Consider the following 14,360-nt stretch of genomic DNA (forward strand, 5'->3'; position numbering starts at 1 on the left):
GCTTACCCGGCCATGCAGGAGAAAATACAAAGCGAATGAAGCCCTATAGCCCCGCCTCGGCGGGGTTATTTTGTTTGCAGAACGGTACTTTTCATGTCATATTAATACTAAACTCTTTTTTGCAGGAGGCTTGAGAATGAATGAATTGAAGAGGAAAGTGCTGGAACTGCTCAAGGAGGACGCGCGAAGCTCAACCGCATTAATGGCGACCCTGCTTGGTGCGGAGGAAGAAGATGTCAAGACCGTGATTGCCGAAATGGAGCAGGACCATGTCATTGTGAAATATGCGACGGTTGTCAATTGGGATAAAGTCGATGATGAACGGGTGACGGCGCTGATCGAGGTGCAGATTACTCCGGAACGGGGCCGCGGCTTCGAGGGCATTGCCGAACGGATCTATCTGTATCCGCAGGTTAAATCCGTCTATCTGATGTCTGGCGCTTACGATCTGCTGGTGGAAGTGGAAGGCCGCAATCTGCGCGAGGTCGCTAATTTTGTGTCCGAGAAGCTGTCACCGATTGATGCCGTGCTCTCTACCAAGACGAACTTTACGCTCAAAAAATACAAACAGGACGGTATCATCTTTGAAGAGCATGAGGAAGACAACCGTCTGATGATATCTCCGTGAAGGATGTAATGTCATGATTATTAATAACGCTCAGCACACAGGAGATAAAGGCAAGTCGATGAACGCTTATTTGGCCCCGCTGGTCCAGCAGATTCAGCCTTCGGGCATCCGCAAGTTTTTTGATCTGGCGGCAGGCAGCAAGGATATTATCTCGCTGGGTGTCGGCGAGCCGGACTTCAAGACGCCCTGGCATGTCAGAGAGGCCTGCGTCTATTCACTCGAACGCGGCTTCACCGGCTACACATCTAATGCCGGAATGCCTGAGCTGCGTGAGGGTATTGCCGAGTACCTGGAGACCCGCTTCGCCGTGAAGTATGATCCTGCGAACCAGATTATCGCCACAGTCGGCGGCAGTGAGGCTATTGATTTGGCCCTGCGTGCCCTGATCGCCCCGGGAGACGAGATTCTGATTCCCGAGCCTTGTTACATCTCTTATTCTCCGATTACGGCTATCGGCGGTGGTATTCCGGTAGGTATTGAGACCTTCGGGAAGAATAACTTCAAGCTGACTGCCGAAGATCTGGAGGCCAAAATTACCCCGCGCTCCAAGATTCTGATTCTCTGCTATCCAAGCAATCCGACGGGCGCGATCATGAGCCGTGAGGATTGGGAGCCGATTGCCAAGGTGGTCGAGAAGCATGATCTTATCGTCATCTCGGATGAGATTTATGCCGAGCTTACGTATGGAAGCAACCATGTCAGCTTCGCTTCGCTGCCGGGGATGCTTGACCGGACGATTCTGGTCAGCGGGTTCTCCAAGGCCTTCGCCATGACCGGCTGGCGGATGGGCTATGCCTGCGGCCACCCGGACCTGATCTCTGCCATGCTGAAGATTCACCAGTATACCGTCATGTGCGCGCCTTCGATGGGCCAGGTGGCTGCGCTTGAGGCACTCACTAACGGGATGGAAGAGAAGGACCGTATGACAGACTCTTATAACCAGCGCCGCCGGCTGATTGTCAAGGGGCTGCGGGAGGCGGGGCTGGAGTGTCATGAGCCGCAGGGTGCCTTCTATGCATTCCCAAGTATCCAGGCCACTGGGCTGACCTCCGACCAGTTCGCCCAGCGTCTGCTGCTCGAATATAAGGTCGCTGCTGTTCCGGGAAGTGTCTTCGGCCTGGGCGGGGAAGGCTATCTGCGCTGCTCCTATGCCACTTCGGTGTCCCAGTTGAATGAAGCGGTTGAGCGAATTGGGGCATTGGTCTCACAGCTGGCCCGGGAAGGAGCCTGACAAGGCTCGACAAAGAAGTAAATCGAACTATAGCCGATCACCTTCTAATATGGTATTATTTTACTCTAAGGACAAGAAACACCTGTAATACACTTACATGGCCCTCTTATTCCGGGAATAAAGGCGCTTCATATCTGGTCGCATAGAACTGCACGGTTCTAATCCGGATGACGCGCGCGATACTTTTATTAGGAAGGGTGATTGTGCTGAGCGCAGATTATTACTTATCCTCCTATGGCGGGAAATGTGGTTCCGGAAGCGGGCTACCTCGCGCCAGAGGAGATGCGAATGCACGCAGGCTCTCGCTGGAAGACGAAATTCAGATGCTCCGCAGCAGAATGGAACAGCTCTTTATGCAGGAGAATTCCTTTACCTCGGATAATGTAATAGCAATCAGCAGCTTGCTGGATCTCAAGATTAATGAGTATATGAGAGGCCGCCACCGCAAGAGCAATTAATACAGCAGGATTATACGAAGCGGATGTCTTCCTTTTGGGAGATGTCCGTTTTTTTTGAATAATGAAGTACCGGAAGGTGGAGTCTGAAATGATCAAGGCATTCAAAAGCGAGTCTGGCAAAGAACAGGTTCTAAAGTCCTATAACCAGCTTCTTGACGCGTGGGGGACGGAATGTCAGGAGCTTGATGTGGAGACCCCCTATGGGATAACCCATTGGTATAACAGCGGGAGCAGCCGGAGCGGATCAATCGGGAACTGGTGGCTTTTTTGAAGGGGAATGGGGGAGAGTGATTATATAAAATAACCCCCTGTGCTGGTCCGAAGACCTATCAGGAGGTTAGCACTGTTACTCTGTTAGTTTACCTTGAACGTGGCCACCGCCTGCTGCAGCCCATCGGCCATCTTCGCCAGCTCAGTAGAGGCTGCGGCTACCTCCTCCATGGAGGCGAGCTGCTCCTCGGAGGCCGCGGCAGCGCTCTGGGAACGCTCTGCGGCCTGTTTTGCCACATCAGCCATCTCGGCCACGGAGGAGGTCAGCTCCTCGGTTCCGGCCAGCAGCTGCTCGGAGGAAGCAGACATCTCATGAACCTGGGTGTTAATCTCGCCAATGCCGCTGAGAATATCCGTGAACAGACGCCCGGCCTCGCCTACCATCCGCGAGCCTTCCTGAACGGCCCCGGCATTGGCCAGCACCGCCTCTGAGGCTGCCCGGTTACCCTGCTGGATCTCGAGAATCAGGGTGCTGATATGACCGGCAGCTTCGGCTGTCTGTTCGGACAGCTTCTTCACCTCACCGGCTACCACGGAGAAGCCCCGTCCGTATTCGCCCGCTCTGGCGGCCTCAATCGCCGCGTTTAAGGCTAACATGCCGGTCTGATCGCTGATGCCTTTGATCAGACCAATGATGTTGCCGATCTGCTGGGATTGTGCGCTAAGAGAGGTAATCATGCTGGAAGCATCTGCGGCGGTCCGCTCCATCTCTTCCATCTGGTCCACCGCCTCCGTAATGATGGAATGCCCGTTCTGCGCCTGGCCTGCCGCCCGCCCGGCCGCTGCGGCGGTGTCCATCGAGGCCTCCGCGATCCGCTGTACACCGGCAGCCATCTCCTCCATCGCTCTTGCAGACTCGCGGGTGGACTGAAGCTGCTGATCCGCTCCGGCTGACAGATCCTGAATATTCTCCACAATAGCCTCTGTGGTGTGATTGGTCTGATTGGCGCTCGACATTAATTCCTCCGAGGTCGAGGCGACTTGCAGGGAGTGATCGGCAATCGTCCCCAGGAGTCTGCTCAGATTGGTAATCATCTGGTTCAAATGCCCGGCCATATTGCCGAATTCATCCTCGCTGTCCACCTCCAGCTTCCCCGTGAAGTCTCCGGCAGCCATCTGCTGGGACATCTCATTGACACGGGTCAGCTTACGGGTAATATAGCGGCTGTACAGATACACAGCAGCTACTGTCAAGACAAGACCCACAAAGCTAACCAGCAGAATAGACCTTAGCAGCCCCTTAAGCGGCGCATACAGCTCCTGCTCCGGCATAGCGAGACCCACGGTCCAGCCGGTATCCGGCAGTTTTTCATAATACATCTGAATGGTCCCGCCGGAATCGGCATAGGTTACCATTCCCTGATTCTGCTGAAGCATTTCCGCTCCTGCTGCGGCCAGGCTTGCATTTGGTTCGGCGTTTATTTTCAGCTGCATATTCTTCTCGGCATCCGGTCCGGCAATGTAATTCCCCTGCTTGTCCAGCAGGAAGGCCCAGCCTGTATTCCCGACCTTGGTCTGTTCGATCCTGCTCTGCAGCGTCTTGAGATCAATATCTCCGGCCAGCACCCCCAGCATGGTATTCGTGGTATCCCGGAAAGGAACAGCAAACGTAGCCATCGTTGTCCCTGTAATTGTGTCATAGAATGGATCTGTAAACGCTGCATGCTCCCTGCCAATGGTGTACCAGCTCTGCCCATGATAATTATAATCGGGGTCATTGTACTGCTCGGTAGTCACAATTTTGTCGCCGTCGCGGTGGGCATAGGTGGAGAAGTACTTCAGCTTGCTGTCATACCGTCCGGGTTCAAAATAAATACCCACACCATATGTATCCGGATTGGCCTTCAGCGCACTAGACAGCATAGTCCGGTATTGATCCAGTGTGAATTCAGCAGCGTGGCTCTCCAGCGTCCGTGCCAGAACCTCGGGAACCTTGCTGTGTACACTTAAGTTTCCATTAATTTCGTTTGAAATATCCGATATCTGTACATTCATTTTTTGCGTAACCTCGCGCTGGATAATGCTTTTGGAATACATGTACGATAACAGAGCGACCAGCACCAGCGTGATCAGAAAGATGGGCAGGATGAATGCAAATGTTCTCATACGTATGCTTTTGAACCGGAGCCTGGAAATCCCCTTGTGAACAACATTAGCCATGTTAATCCCCCCATTAGATAGTGAAGCTATTGATACCTTTATTGAATATCATCGGCTGGAGAATTGATTTTGTTGTTACTTTTTGTCGAAAAAAATAAAATAATGTCGTAAATTCTGAGTCTAAGGGTTACGACCAGAGGCGGAGACGGCGGCAGACCCGGGCCTGATGTCCGCATCCAGTTGTAGGCATATAATGAATATTCAAGAACATTACAGAGTACGGGCTGGAACTGTACTGTAATAGGAAAGAGGAGGATATTCATGCTGCATGATCAGCTACTGAGGGACCCGTATACATATAACGAGCTTACGTTGGAGGGGACGGGGGCGGGGGCGGTTAATCCGGCAAATGGACGGCAGTATCCGTGGAAGCACGGGTATTTGGCTTTTATGGAGGAATCGGATGCCGCAGGCAGTAACTTGAAGTACCTGGAGCTGTACAACCGGATTGCCCGTTTCTACCGGCTGTCCAACAAGCTGTATTTCGCGCTGAAGTTCGGCGGAGAACGCAGGTATAGAGAGCAGTTCCTGTCTTCGCTTGAGCTACGCGGCGGTGAGCGTGTGCTGGAGACCTCGGTGGGCAGCGGCGATAATTTCCCGTACATAAACGTGAAGGCCGAGCTGTACGGGTTGGATATTTCCAGCGGAATGCTGAAGCAGGCGGTGCGCAATCTGCGGCGGTGGAAGCTGGAGGCACATCTGTTCCAGGGGACCGCAGAGAGGCTGCCTTTTCAGGACAACAGCTTTGACTGTGTCTACCATGTTGGCGGAATCAATTATTTCAGTGATCCGCATGCTGCGGTACTGGAGATGATCCGGGTGGCGAAGCCCGGCACCAGGCTGATGATTGCCGATGAGACGCAGAAACTGGTGAAGGGAACGTACGGGAAGGTGCCGGTGGTTAAGGGGTATTTTGCAGAGGGCGCGGACATGCCGGAGATGCTTGGGCTGATTCCGCCGGAGATGCTGGAGGTAGTGTACAAGGAAGTGTGCAAGGGCCTCATGTATTGCATTACTTTTCGTAAGCCATGAGGCAGGTGGAGCAGGATGACAATTAAGGCTTCCGCTTAAGGGAGTTATTTACATATCGAAAACGGTGATCTTTGTTTGCCACCCTACCTAAGAACGATTACACTATTACTATGTGATTTGCAACTTAGGAGGGAAGTATCATGGCGATCTATACGCGTACGGGGGATAAGGGCGAGACCTCGGTGATTGGCGGCCGGGTAGGCAAGGACGATGTCCGCGTCGAGGCTTACGGCACCATTGACGAGCTGAACTGCTTCGTTGGCCAGGCACGGAGCCTGATGGAGGACGAGCGGTTTCTAGATGTCCGCGAGCAGCTGCTGGAGATTCAGCACGAGCTGTTTGACTGCGGATCGGATCTGGCGTTCGTGAAGCTGAGTGAGAACCGCTATAAGGTAAAAAGCGAGATGGCCACCCGCCTGGAAGGCTGGATCGATGTGCTTCAGGCCGAGAATCCGGTGCTGGAGCGCTTCATCCTGCCCGGCGGAAGTCAGCTGTCCTCGGTGCTGCATGTCTGCCGGACGGTTTGCCGCCGGGCCGAGCGCCGGGCAGTGACGCTGGGCCGCAGTGCGGAGATTAACCCTGAGGCGGTAATCTATCTGAACCGGCTGTCCGACTATTTCTTCGCCCTGGCCCGCGCCGCCAACACCCGGCTGGAGATTGCTGAAGTAGAATATCTGCGCAGCAAAAAGGTGTTCCGGAACAAATGACCAGCTATTATCCGCCCATCTCCTATATAGTGCCGCCGTCCGAGGACGGCTGGCTGCTCAAAACCATTCTGCAAAAGCGGATGGAAGTCTCCCGCAAGCTGCTCTCCCGGCTCAAAATGACAGACCTCGGCATTACCCTGAACGGAGAGCGTGTCTATATCAGCGTCAAGGTGAACAGCGGGGATCAGGTCCAGATCCGAATGGAGGAGGAGACGTCAGAGGATATTTTGCCGCAGCCGATTCCCTTCGAGATTCTGTATGAGGACGGGCATCTGCTTGTGGTCAGCAAGGCCGCAGGAATGATCGTCCATCCGACCCACGGCCATTATACCGAGACCCTGGCGAACGGTGTGGTCCATTACTGGGCAGAGAAGGGCGAGCGGGTCCGCTTCCGCCCCGTACACCGGCTGGATCAGGAGACCTCCGGGGTGCTGGTGATTGCTAAGAATCCGTACAGCCACCAGCACATCTCCGAGCAGATGATTGCCGGAACGGTGGACAAGCGGTATACCGCGTTCGTGCACGGTGTTCCTGCTCTGCCCAGCGGCGATATCGACGGCCCGATCGACCGCGACCCGCTGGAGCCGCACCGGCGGATCGTGACGCCGGACGGCTATCCCTCCTTGACCCGGTATGAGGTCAAGGAGGTCTATGGCAGCGCCGCTTCACGCGTCGAGCTGAAGCTGGAGAGCGGGCGCACCCACCAGATCCGGGTGCATATGGGGTCGGTCGGCTGCCCGCTGATCGGTGACGGGATGTACAGTCACCCGCTGTATGGGCAGGCGGCTGGCAGCCGGGCGGAGGCGGCAGCGCCGGGCGGGGAGCGGCGTGCGGGAGAGTCGGCGGTGACCGTAGGCGGCGAGAAGCAGCAGGTGAAAGAGCTGGCGGTGACCGCAGACGGTGCGGCGCTGTCGCCGGACGACGCCGCCCGGCTCGCGCAGATCGCGGAGCTGGACGCGGCCATTCCGCGCCAGGCGCTGCATGCGGTGCGGCTGGCCTTCCGGCATCCGGTGACACATGCCGAGCTGGTGTTCGAGGCTCCGCTGCCGCCGGATATGGCGCTGCTGCAGGAGAAGCTCCGGCAGTCGGCGCGGTAAGTAAGCGCCGGATATGTTCTGGCCGCAGCTGCCATCTGCAGCAGCATGCAACATTTTACATGTACTTTATATTTTTATATAGAAGGAGAAGCCGATGAGTGACCTCAAGGTATATCAATATCCGAAATGCAGCACCTGCCGCAGCGCAGTGAAATGGCTGAAGGAAGCAGGGCATGAGCTGGAGCTGCAGCATATCGCAGAGCAGCCGCCAACCGTGGAGGAGCTGCGCGAACTGGTGAAGCACAGCGGGCTGCCGCTGAAGAAGTTTTTTAATACGAGTGGTGAGGTCTACCGGGAGCTTGGCCTGAAGGACAAGCTTGCAGACTTAAGCGAAGACGAGCAGCTCGCGCTGCTGTCCGCACATGGGATGCTGATTAAGCGTCCGGTAGTCACTGATGGCAAGAAGGTCACCGTAGGCTACAAGGAAGACCAGTACGCTGAAGCTTGGAGCAACGCCTAAATTAAGGAATACAAGGAGAGGTTACACATGAGCACAGCAACAGAAATGAAGGGCCGGGTCATGATCGTCGATGGAATGGCTCTGCTGTTCCGCGCTTTTTATGCTACCTCTTATGGTGGATATATCCGCAAGACCCGCGCCGGGCTGCCGACGAATGCGGTGTATGGATTTTTGCAGTATTTTTTCGACGCGGTGAGTACGTTTGAGCCTTCACATGTGGTCTGCTGCTGGGATATGGGCAAGGGCACGTTCCGCTCGGAGAAGTATGACGGGTACAAGGCGAACCGCATTGACGCGCCGCTGGAGCTGATCCCGCAGTTCGACCTCGTGAAGGAGGTTGTGGCGGAGCTGGGTGTGCCGAATATCGGCCTGGTGGGGTACGAGGCAGATGACTGCATCGGTACACTGGCTTCGTGCTACAGCGGGGAGTCGGAGGTCTATATTCTAACGGGGGACCACGACATGCTTCAGCTGGTGAATGACAGCGTCAAGGTCGTGATTATGAAAAAAGGCCGCTCCAACTATAAATTGTATGATCCGGCTGAGCTTTTGGCAGAACGGGGCCTTACTCCTGCGCAGGTGATCGACTTGAAGGGCTTCATGGGCGACACCAGCGATAATTATCCCGGCGTGAAGGGCATAGGCGAGAAGACCGCCACCAAGCTGCTGACGGAATACGGCACGGTGGAAGGGGTCATTGAGAACCTGCATCTGCTGCCTAAGGGCGTACGCGCCAAGATTGAAGCGGATCTCGACATGCTGCATCTCTCCAGGGAGCTGGCGGAGATCCGCTGCGATGTGCCCGTAGTCTGCGAGCTGGCCGAATGTCTCTGGGAGCTGCAGCGGGATACGGCGGCACGCAAGTTCCAGGAGCTGGAGTTCGGCAGCCTGATGCATCTGATCGGCGGAATCGCCGAGGTGCGGGATGACCGGGGGATCGTGCAGATTGAGCTGGGGGATCTGGGCTGAGGCCGGAATAGACAGCAAACCAAACAAGACAGTAGATACTCACCTATCGTGAGCGTGTACTGTCTTGTTTGCGTGTGAAGAGATAGATCGCATTATCCTCAGAGGGCGGCACAAGCAGGCGGGATAATTCCTCATTCAGCTCCATGCTGAAATGCTTAGCCTTATCATACGCGTCGAAGTCACCGGTGATCGCCGGGTCTCTTGTGCCGATTACAATATACAATTCTACAGATTCCGTATTAAAAACATGCTTCTCATACGGGTTGCCGGGCACCGGCCAGGAACAAAGCACAACCTTAGGAGCGTATTTGCTCAGAGCGGCTTTGGCATCGGCTTTTTCCACAAAATCCGGGTAGGTGATATAATGCGCCCAGCTATAATCATCGGTTGCCCGGCAGGCTGTGCCGTTATCGTTAAGGAATCTCGTCAAGGTACCGTCACCCGCACCAATCTCCAGGCACTCCTTATCCCCGATCAGAGCGGACAGGCGCTTGATTAACGAACGGGAATAGAAGCAATAGATCCCTTGTTTATTGACAAGCGGCATCAGCATCCGGGGGCGGATAATCAGCTTCCAGCATACCCGGAACAGAGGGAGCGATACGGGCTTGCGTACAAGCTTTTCCTTGAACAGGAGCTTCTGCAGAATATAACCGTCCCAGAGATTGAACCGGACAGGCCCGGAGGCTGATTCGGCTGACACCGCTAATTGCAGCTGTTCGATCAGATAAATGGCAAAGCGGGCTTTAATAATATTAGGAAGAAAAGCGTTAATGGTGGTTTGATTAAAGCCGCTTTTGACAATTTTGCTCTTCGCTATTTTGGCGCTGCTTGTATAGCTGGCGAGCAAATTATGGATCAGGTTGGCGCGCTTTTGGCTCGATAGGGCATTGATCTCAAGCAGCACTTCTTCCTTGTACTCCGGATATTCTGACAAAAGCGTGCGGGTATCGGTCTCATTCCTCAGAATTTGCTCGGCGGCCGTCTTGCTGAAGGTTAGCGCTCTCAGGTCCCGGCTCAAATGACAATACCCTCGCAGTGATCCACCTCATGCTGGATAACCTGCGCCGTAAATCCGGTAAAGCTATCCCGGTGCTTCTTGAAATTATAATCGAGGTACTCTACCTCAATATAGTCGTATCGTTTCGCCGGGCGTACGCCTTCGAGCGACAGGCAGCCTTCCTCAGTGTCATAAGGACGGGCACGCTTGACGATCACCGGATTGATCATCGAAAGGGTCAGCTGCTGCTCGACGCGGATGGCAATGATGCGTTTATTGATGCCAATCATGTCCGCAGCCATGCCGACGCACCGGTCGGAGTTGGCGTTCAGGGTCTCCACAAGATCCATTAACACGGGCAGATCCTTTTCCGTAGCCGGAGCAGACTTCTGGCTTAGAAGCGATATATCTTTACTGATAGGTCTAATCATCATACTCTCCAATTATGCTGTATTTGTGTGTCCATAATATCATTTTTGGCGGGGAAGTGAAATGCGGGAGTGCGGGAAGTTCTGCTTAAGATAAAGATTGACGAACCGGAGGAAGCTTGATTATAATGTTAATATAAGTGTTAAATGATTAACAAATATATTAATCTAAAGAGGAGCGTTAACTTCCCATGGCAGAACGCATTGTACTGAACACCGACATCCGCAAAGGTAAGATTGACCGCAACATCTACGGACATTTCGCTGAGCATCTTGGACGCTGTATCTATGAAGGCATCTGGGTTGGCGAAGATTCCCCAATTCCGAACACTAAGGGTATCCGCAACGACGTAGTGGAAGCGCTTAAGGAAATGAAGATTCCGGTACTTCGCTGGCCGGGCGGCTGCTTCGCCGATGAATACCACTGGAAGGACGGTATCGGCCCGAGCGAAGAGCGCAAGCGTATGATTAACACACACTGGGGCGGTGCGGTAGAGAATAACCATTTCGGTACGCATGAATTCATGCTCCTCTGCGCGATGCTGGAATGTGAGCCGTACATCAACGGTAACGTAGGTAGCGGAACTGTTCAAGAGATGTCCGAGTGGGTGGAATATCTGACCTTCAACGGAGTCTCGCCAATGGCTGAGCTGCGTCAGAAGAACGGCCAGGAAGATGCCTGGAGTGTCAAGTATTTCGGCGTGGGCAACGAGAACTGGGGCTGCGGCGGTAACATGCGTCCTGAATTCTATGCCGATCTGTACCGCCAATATCAGACGTATGTACGTAACTATGGAGACAACAAGATCCACCGGATCGCGTGCGGGGCGAATGCGGATGACTATAACTGGACGGAAGTGCTGATGCGCGAAGCTACCCGCTTCATGGATTCCCTTACCCTGCACTATTACACCCTGCCTAATTCGGACTGGAATCATAAGGGCGCGGCTACAGGCTTCGGAACAGACGAATACTTCACAACGTTGAAGAAGGCACTGTTCATGGATGAGCTGGTTACCCGCCATATCGCTATCATGGATAAATACGATCCTGAGAAAAGAGTCGGCCTAATCGTTGACGAATGGGGCACCTGGTATGATGTTGAGCCGGGTACGAACCCGGGCTTCCTCTACCAGCAGAACACGATCCGCGATGCGCTGGTGGCCGGCTTGACGCTGAATATTTTCCACAAGCACAGTGACCGTGTACGGATGGCGAACATTGCCCAGACCGTGAACGTGCTGCAGGCTGTTATTCTGACCGAAGGCGAGAAAATGCTCCTGACTCCAACCTACCATGTATTCAACATGTACAAGGTGCATCAGGATGCAGAATTGCTGGAGCTGACTGTGGACAGCCCGGTATACAGCTATGAAGGCGTAGAGATTCCTGAAGTCTCGGCTTCGGCTTCAGTCAATGCTGAGGGCATCATTCATGTCAGCCTGTGTAACCTGAATCACGCATCATCGGCAGTGTTACCGCTTGCCCTGCGCGGACTGGCTGGTCAAGCATCCGTAAGCGGAACAACGCTGGCCGGAGCTTCCATCGATGCCCACAATAGCTTTGAGCAGCCGGAAGCTGTAACTCCGCAGGCATTCAACGCCTTCAAGCTTGAAGGGGATACGCTGACTGTAGAGCTGCCGCCAATGTCGGTAACGGTACTGGCCATCACTCCACAAGCCTAAGGAGAGAACCGGATGACAACCACTTCAGCCTGCAAAGGATGCCGGGAGGAGTACAAGGTCACGGAAGCGCAGATTGCCCGCATTCTGGCGTCCTCCATGTTCAACCCCGGCAATACCGCTTCAGACGAGGTTTATGCCGAGCGGCTTGCGCTTTGCGGGGCTTGCCCCAAGCTGCAGGATGGCGTAACCTGTACCGCCTGCGGCTGTATCATTCCCGTTGTTGCCCGGCTGAAGGCCCGCAGCTGTCCGCTGCCGGGCGGCGGAAAGTGGCAGCCGGTGGCGGAATGACGGCCCACGCCTGACGGCATGGGGCCAGGCGAAATAGATAGGCTAGAAGCCGCTCTTGCCATAAGAGACGGATCGATCACCGATAGCCCCTCCAACCTGCATAATGCGGTGGTTGGAGGGGCTTTTTTTGCGTTGTGGAGGAGAGGGGGAGGAAGAGGAAATGAGAGGGATAAATCCCTCTGATGCGGCTGAAAGTGGGCTGGATGAGGAAAAGAGAGGGATAAATCCCATTGATGCCGCAGAAAGTGGGCTGGAGGAGGAAATGAGAGGGATAAATCCCACTGATACGGCGGGAAGTGGGCTGGATGAGGAAAAGAGAGGGATAAATCCCTCTAATGCGGCGGGAAATGGGCTGGGTGAGGAAAAGAGAGGGATAAATCCCTCTAATGCGGCAGAAAGTGGGCAGCTGAGCGGAAATGAGGAGTAGTGGCTCCCAAAGTAAATCAAAAACTAACCTAATTAGTCTAACTATCTAACCAATCAAACCAATCAAAACTAATTAGTCTATCAATCTTCCTATCCAACCTATCTAACAGACAGCCTGCTAGATAGCTACCAGACGAGCCTTTATAAAGAACCCGGAATATCTGCCACACCATCCGTATAAAACAGCTCAAACACAAGATCCTCGTTATAATTCCCGAAGCCCTTGCCGAACAGGGTGAGACCGCCGATGTGCTCGGCATCCTCCTCCACAGAGAGCCGGAAGGTCCATTGTTTGTTACGGATGCCTACCTGATCCAGGGTGACCTCGGACAGCTTCTGCCCATCCATGAAAGTGCCCGTCTGCGTAATCCGCAGCTGCTTGAGCAGGCCGTATTGATTGGTGAGTGCAGGCCACCAGGCTGGTGTGTATTTTCCCGGATTATCTCCGTAGTCACCGGGGCTGGTCCAGAAGCCGAGCGATTGTCCGTTCAGCGTGAAGGTAATATCCGACGGCCAGTTGTTGTTGACCGACGGGGCTTCGGAGGCAATCTCCATCGTGATGGCAAGCTCCTCCGGCTGCTGGCTCGACAGCAGGAAATTCGGGATTTTATACTCGACGAACCCCTTGCCGAACCAGAGAATCCCGGCGTTCACCCGCTCCTGATCCCAGAAGTAACGGGGATCGTCAAAGTGCCCGATGACCCTCTCTGTCGTAGACAGTCCGCAGGTAGGCTCGATCTGGAAGTCGGAATAATGCCCCACCGGAATGTCCTTGCGGTATCCTCTGCGCGGAGTCCGGGCCTGTCCCGGAAAAACAATCTCAGCCCCGTCGGCGGCCAGTGTACAGATCTTCTGCAGACCGCTTTTGCCGGGAGCCATATGGCTGCGGATCAGCCCGGCGGCTTCGAGCTTGCGCACATGCATGGTCATAATCGCACTGCTGAGCTTGAGGGCTGCGGCCAGCTCCTTCACGTTCATGGGGGTATCGGACAGCAGCCGCAGCATATGCAGGCGCACGGTACTGGACAGGGCCTCGTACACAGGCAGAGATTGTTCAGTTAGATCAAGTTTCATCGGATGCCTCCACGTTCAGGTTATATAGTTAATAATTATATTACTCAAATAAAATTTCTACAAGCCAAGATTGTCCGCAGGCCAGCTTTTCCAATTTATATCACAGACACGCTAAGCCGAGTCCGCTATGATGTGAGATGAATTAGCGGTGAAACAAGGTGCTCTTGTCGGAAGCGGCAAGGGATAACAGGGAATCGGGTGCAACTCCCGAGCGGTCCCGCCACTGTATGGAAGAGCTGCACTTCATAATGTCACTCGGGAAGCCCCGGGGAAGACGAAGCCTGCGGCGCCTGTATTCCAAGCCAGGAGACCTACCTTGTCGACGCACACCACGACTCTACGCGGATAGGAGCGGTGTACGGATAGGTTAATGAGAAGAGGCGTTCTGCCCTGATGGACCGGAGGAATCTTGAGTGTAGAGAGGCCCCCCGGTTTATAGCTGTTGGA

16 protein-coding genes and 1 riboswitch are annotated in these 14,360 nt (G+C 54.3%); of the genes, 12 read left to right on the forward strand and 4 right to left on the reverse strand.

The window, feature by feature from the left end; translation table 11 throughout:
• Nucleotides 1-136: 136 nt before the first annotated feature.
• From NST43_RS07050 to NST43_RS07065, 4 genes are all read left to right on the forward strand, one after another.
• Nucleotides 137-628: an Lrp/AsnC family transcriptional regulator gene (locus NST43_RS07050; protein ID WP_036696743.1), complete on the forward strand. Its 492-nt coding sequence runs from the start codon at nucleotides 137-139 to the stop codon at nucleotides 626-628.
• A 13-nt stretch (nucleotides 629-641) separates the two neighbouring features.
• The gene (locus tag NST43_RS07055; RefSeq protein WP_339223377.1) at nucleotides 642-1,859 is read left to right on the forward strand and encodes an aminotransferase class I/II-fold pyridoxal phosphate-dependent enzyme; all 1,218 of its coding nucleotides are present in this window, start codon (nucleotides 642-644) and stop codon (nucleotides 1,857-1,859) included.
• Between the two features lie 203 nt (nucleotides 1,860-2,062).
• Nucleotides 2,063-2,317: an aspartyl-phosphate phosphatase Spo0E family protein gene (locus NST43_RS07060; RefSeq protein WP_339223379.1), complete on the forward strand. Its 255-nt coding sequence runs from the start codon at nucleotides 2,063-2,065 to the stop codon at nucleotides 2,315-2,317.
• 88 nt (nucleotides 2,318-2,405) lie between these two features.
• Entirely contained in the window at nucleotides 2,406-2,588 is a 183-nt protein-coding gene (locus NST43_RS07065) for a hypothetical protein (RefSeq protein WP_339223381.1), read from the forward strand.
• An 83-nt stretch (nucleotides 2,589-2,671) separates the two neighbouring features.
• On the opposite strand, the gene NST43_RS07070 is transcribed toward NST43_RS07065, so the two are convergent.
• Entirely contained in the window at nucleotides 2,672-4,693 is a 2,022-nt protein-coding gene (locus NST43_RS07070) for a methyl-accepting chemotaxis protein (protein WP_339223383.1), read from the reverse strand.
• Nucleotides 4,694-5,008: 315 nt separating this feature from the next.
• On the opposite strand from NST43_RS07070, the gene NST43_RS07075 reads away from it, so the two are divergent.
• The 5 genes from NST43_RS07075 to NST43_RS07095 all read left to right on the forward strand — a co-directional run bounded on the left by NST43_RS07075 (nucleotide 5,009) and on the right by NST43_RS07095 (nucleotide 9,012).
• Nucleotides 5,009-5,779, forward strand: a complete 771-nt coding sequence (locus NST43_RS07075) for a methyltransferase domain-containing protein (protein ID WP_339223385.1) — start codon at nucleotides 5,009-5,011, stop codon at nucleotides 5,777-5,779.
• A gap of 140 nt (nucleotides 5,780-5,919) precedes the next feature.
• A complete protein-coding gene (locus NST43_RS07080) occupies nucleotides 5,920-6,486 on the forward strand; it encodes a cob(I)yrinic acid a,c-diamide adenosyltransferase (protein ID WP_209991455.1) in 567 nt (188 codons plus the stop codon).
• Nucleotides 6,483-7,583: an RluA family pseudouridine synthase gene (locus NST43_RS07085; RefSeq protein WP_339223388.1), complete on the forward strand. Its 1,101-nt coding sequence runs from the start codon at nucleotides 6,483-6,485 to the stop codon at nucleotides 7,581-7,583. Before NST43_RS07080 ends, NST43_RS07085 begins: the two co-directional genes overlap by 4 nt.
• 94 nt (nucleotides 7,584-7,677) lie before the next feature.
• Nucleotides 7,678-8,043, forward strand: a complete 366-nt coding sequence (locus NST43_RS07090; RefSeq protein ID WP_076083731.1) for an arsenate reductase family protein — start codon at nucleotides 7,678-7,680, stop codon at nucleotides 8,041-8,043.
• Between the two features lie 27 nt (nucleotides 8,044-8,070).
• Nucleotides 8,071-9,012, forward strand: a complete 942-nt coding sequence (locus NST43_RS07095) for a 5'-3' exonuclease H3TH domain-containing protein (protein ID WP_339223390.1) — start codon at nucleotides 8,071-8,073, stop codon at nucleotides 9,010-9,012.
• Between the two features lie 43 nt (nucleotides 9,013-9,055).
• Here NST43_RS07095 and NST43_RS07100 read toward each other — a convergent pair whose 3' ends face one another.
• Both NST43_RS07100 and NST43_RS07105 read right to left on the reverse strand, forming a co-directional pair.
• On the reverse strand, nucleotides 9,056-10,033 hold the full coding sequence (locus NST43_RS07100) for a hypothetical protein (RefSeq protein WP_339223392.1): 978 nt from the start codon (nucleotides 10,031-10,033) through the stop codon (nucleotides 9,056-9,058).
• A complete protein-coding gene (locus NST43_RS07105; RefSeq protein ID WP_339223394.1) occupies nucleotides 10,030-10,446 on the reverse strand; it encodes a peptide deformylase in 417 nt (138 codons plus the stop codon). The genes NST43_RS07100 and NST43_RS07105 overlap by 4 nt, the downstream gene beginning before the upstream one ends.
• A 185-nt stretch (nucleotides 10,447-10,631) precedes the next feature.
• Between NST43_RS07105 and NST43_RS07110 the strand changes: the two genes are divergently transcribed.
• The 3 genes from NST43_RS07110 to NST43_RS07120 all read left to right on the forward strand — a co-directional run bounded on the left by NST43_RS07110 (nucleotide 10,632) and on the right by NST43_RS07120 (nucleotide 12,840).
• Nucleotides 10,632-12,125, forward strand: a complete 1,494-nt coding sequence (locus tag NST43_RS07110; RefSeq protein WP_339223396.1) for an alpha-N-arabinofuranosidase — start codon at nucleotides 10,632-10,634, stop codon at nucleotides 12,123-12,125.
• A gap of 12 nt (nucleotides 12,126-12,137) precedes the next feature.
• Complete coding sequence (locus tag NST43_RS07115) at nucleotides 12,138-12,413, forward strand: DUF6171 family protein (RefSeq protein ID WP_036722478.1); 276 nt, start codon at nucleotides 12,138-12,140, stop codon at nucleotides 12,411-12,413.
• A 160-nt stretch (nucleotides 12,414-12,573) separates the two neighbouring features.
• Nucleotides 12,574-12,840 carry a hypothetical protein gene (locus NST43_RS07120; protein ID WP_339223399.1) on the forward strand — a complete coding sequence of 89 codons (267 nt, stop codon included), beginning with the start codon at nucleotides 12,574-12,576 and terminating at the stop codon, nucleotides 12,838-12,840.
• A gap of 140 nt (nucleotides 12,841-12,980) precedes the next feature.
• Here NST43_RS07120 and NST43_RS07125 read toward each other — a convergent pair whose 3' ends face one another.
• Entirely contained in the window at nucleotides 12,981-13,913 is a 933-nt protein-coding gene (locus NST43_RS07125; RefSeq protein ID WP_339223401.1) for a helix-turn-helix domain-containing protein, read from the reverse strand.
• A gap of 139 nt (nucleotides 13,914-14,052) precedes the next feature.
• A riboswitch (cobalamin riboswitch) is annotated at nucleotides 14,053-14,247 on the forward strand.
• Nucleotides 14,248-14,360: the final 113 nt, after the last annotated feature.

Origin of the sequence: Paenibacillus sp. FSL H8-0332, from assembly GCF_037963835.1 — a bacterium.
Lineage (GTDB): Bacteria > Bacillota > Bacilli > Paenibacillales > Paenibacillaceae > Paenibacillus_AQ > Paenibacillus_AQ rhizoplanae.

What these genes read in the sequence shown, in the direction of transcription:
- NST43_RS07110 (WP_339223396.1), top strand. Translation starts at nt 10,632, where the DNA reads ATGGCAGAACGCATTGTACTGAACACCGACATCCGCAAAGGTAAGATT.
- NST43_RS07085 (WP_339223388.1), top strand. Translation starts at nt 6,483, where the DNA reads ATGACCAGCTATTATCCGCCCATCTCCTATATAGTGCCGCCGTCCGAG.
- NST43_RS07070 (WP_339223383.1), bottom strand. Translation starts at nt 4,693, where the DNA reads ATGAGAACATTTGCATTCATCCTGCCCATCTTTCTGATCACGCTGGTG.
- NST43_RS07075 (WP_339223385.1), top strand. Translation starts at nt 5,009, where the DNA reads ATGCTGCATGATCAGCTACTGAGGGACCCGTATACATATAACGAGCTT.
- NST43_RS07090 (WP_076083731.1), top strand. Translation starts at nt 7,678, where the DNA reads ATGAGTGACCTCAAGGTATATCAATATCCGAAATGCAGCACCTGCCGC.
- NST43_RS07055 (WP_339223377.1), top strand. Translation starts at nt 642, where the DNA reads ATGATTATTAATAACGCTCAGCACACAGGAGATAAAGGCAAGTCGATG.
- NST43_RS07095 (WP_339223390.1), top strand. Translation starts at nt 8,071, where the DNA reads ATGAGCACAGCAACAGAAATGAAGGGCCGGGTCATGATCGTCGATGGA.
- NST43_RS07125 (WP_339223401.1), bottom strand. Translation starts at nt 13,913, where the DNA reads ATGAAACTTGATCTAACTGAACAATCTCTGCCTGTGTACGAGGCCCTG.
- NST43_RS07080 (WP_209991455.1), top strand. Translation starts at nt 5,920, where the DNA reads ATGGCGATCTATACGCGTACGGGGGATAAGGGCGAGACCTCGGTGATT.
- NST43_RS07105 (WP_339223394.1), bottom strand. Translation starts at nt 10,446, where the DNA reads ATGATGATTAGACCTATCAGTAAAGATATATCGCTTCTAAGCCAGAAG.
- NST43_RS07050 (WP_036696743.1), top strand. Translation starts at nt 137, where the DNA reads ATGAATGAATTGAAGAGGAAAGTGCTGGAACTGCTCAAGGAGGACGCG.
- NST43_RS07065 (WP_339223381.1), top strand. Translation starts at nt 2,406, where the DNA reads ATGATCAAGGCATTCAAAAGCGAGTCTGGCAAAGAACAGGTTCTAAAG.
- NST43_RS07115 (WP_036722478.1), top strand. Translation starts at nt 12,138, where the DNA reads ATGACAACCACTTCAGCCTGCAAAGGATGCCGGGAGGAGTACAAGGTC.
- NST43_RS07120 (WP_339223399.1), top strand. Translation starts at nt 12,574, where the DNA reads ATGAGAGGGATAAATCCCTCTGATGCGGCTGAAAGTGGGCTGGATGAG.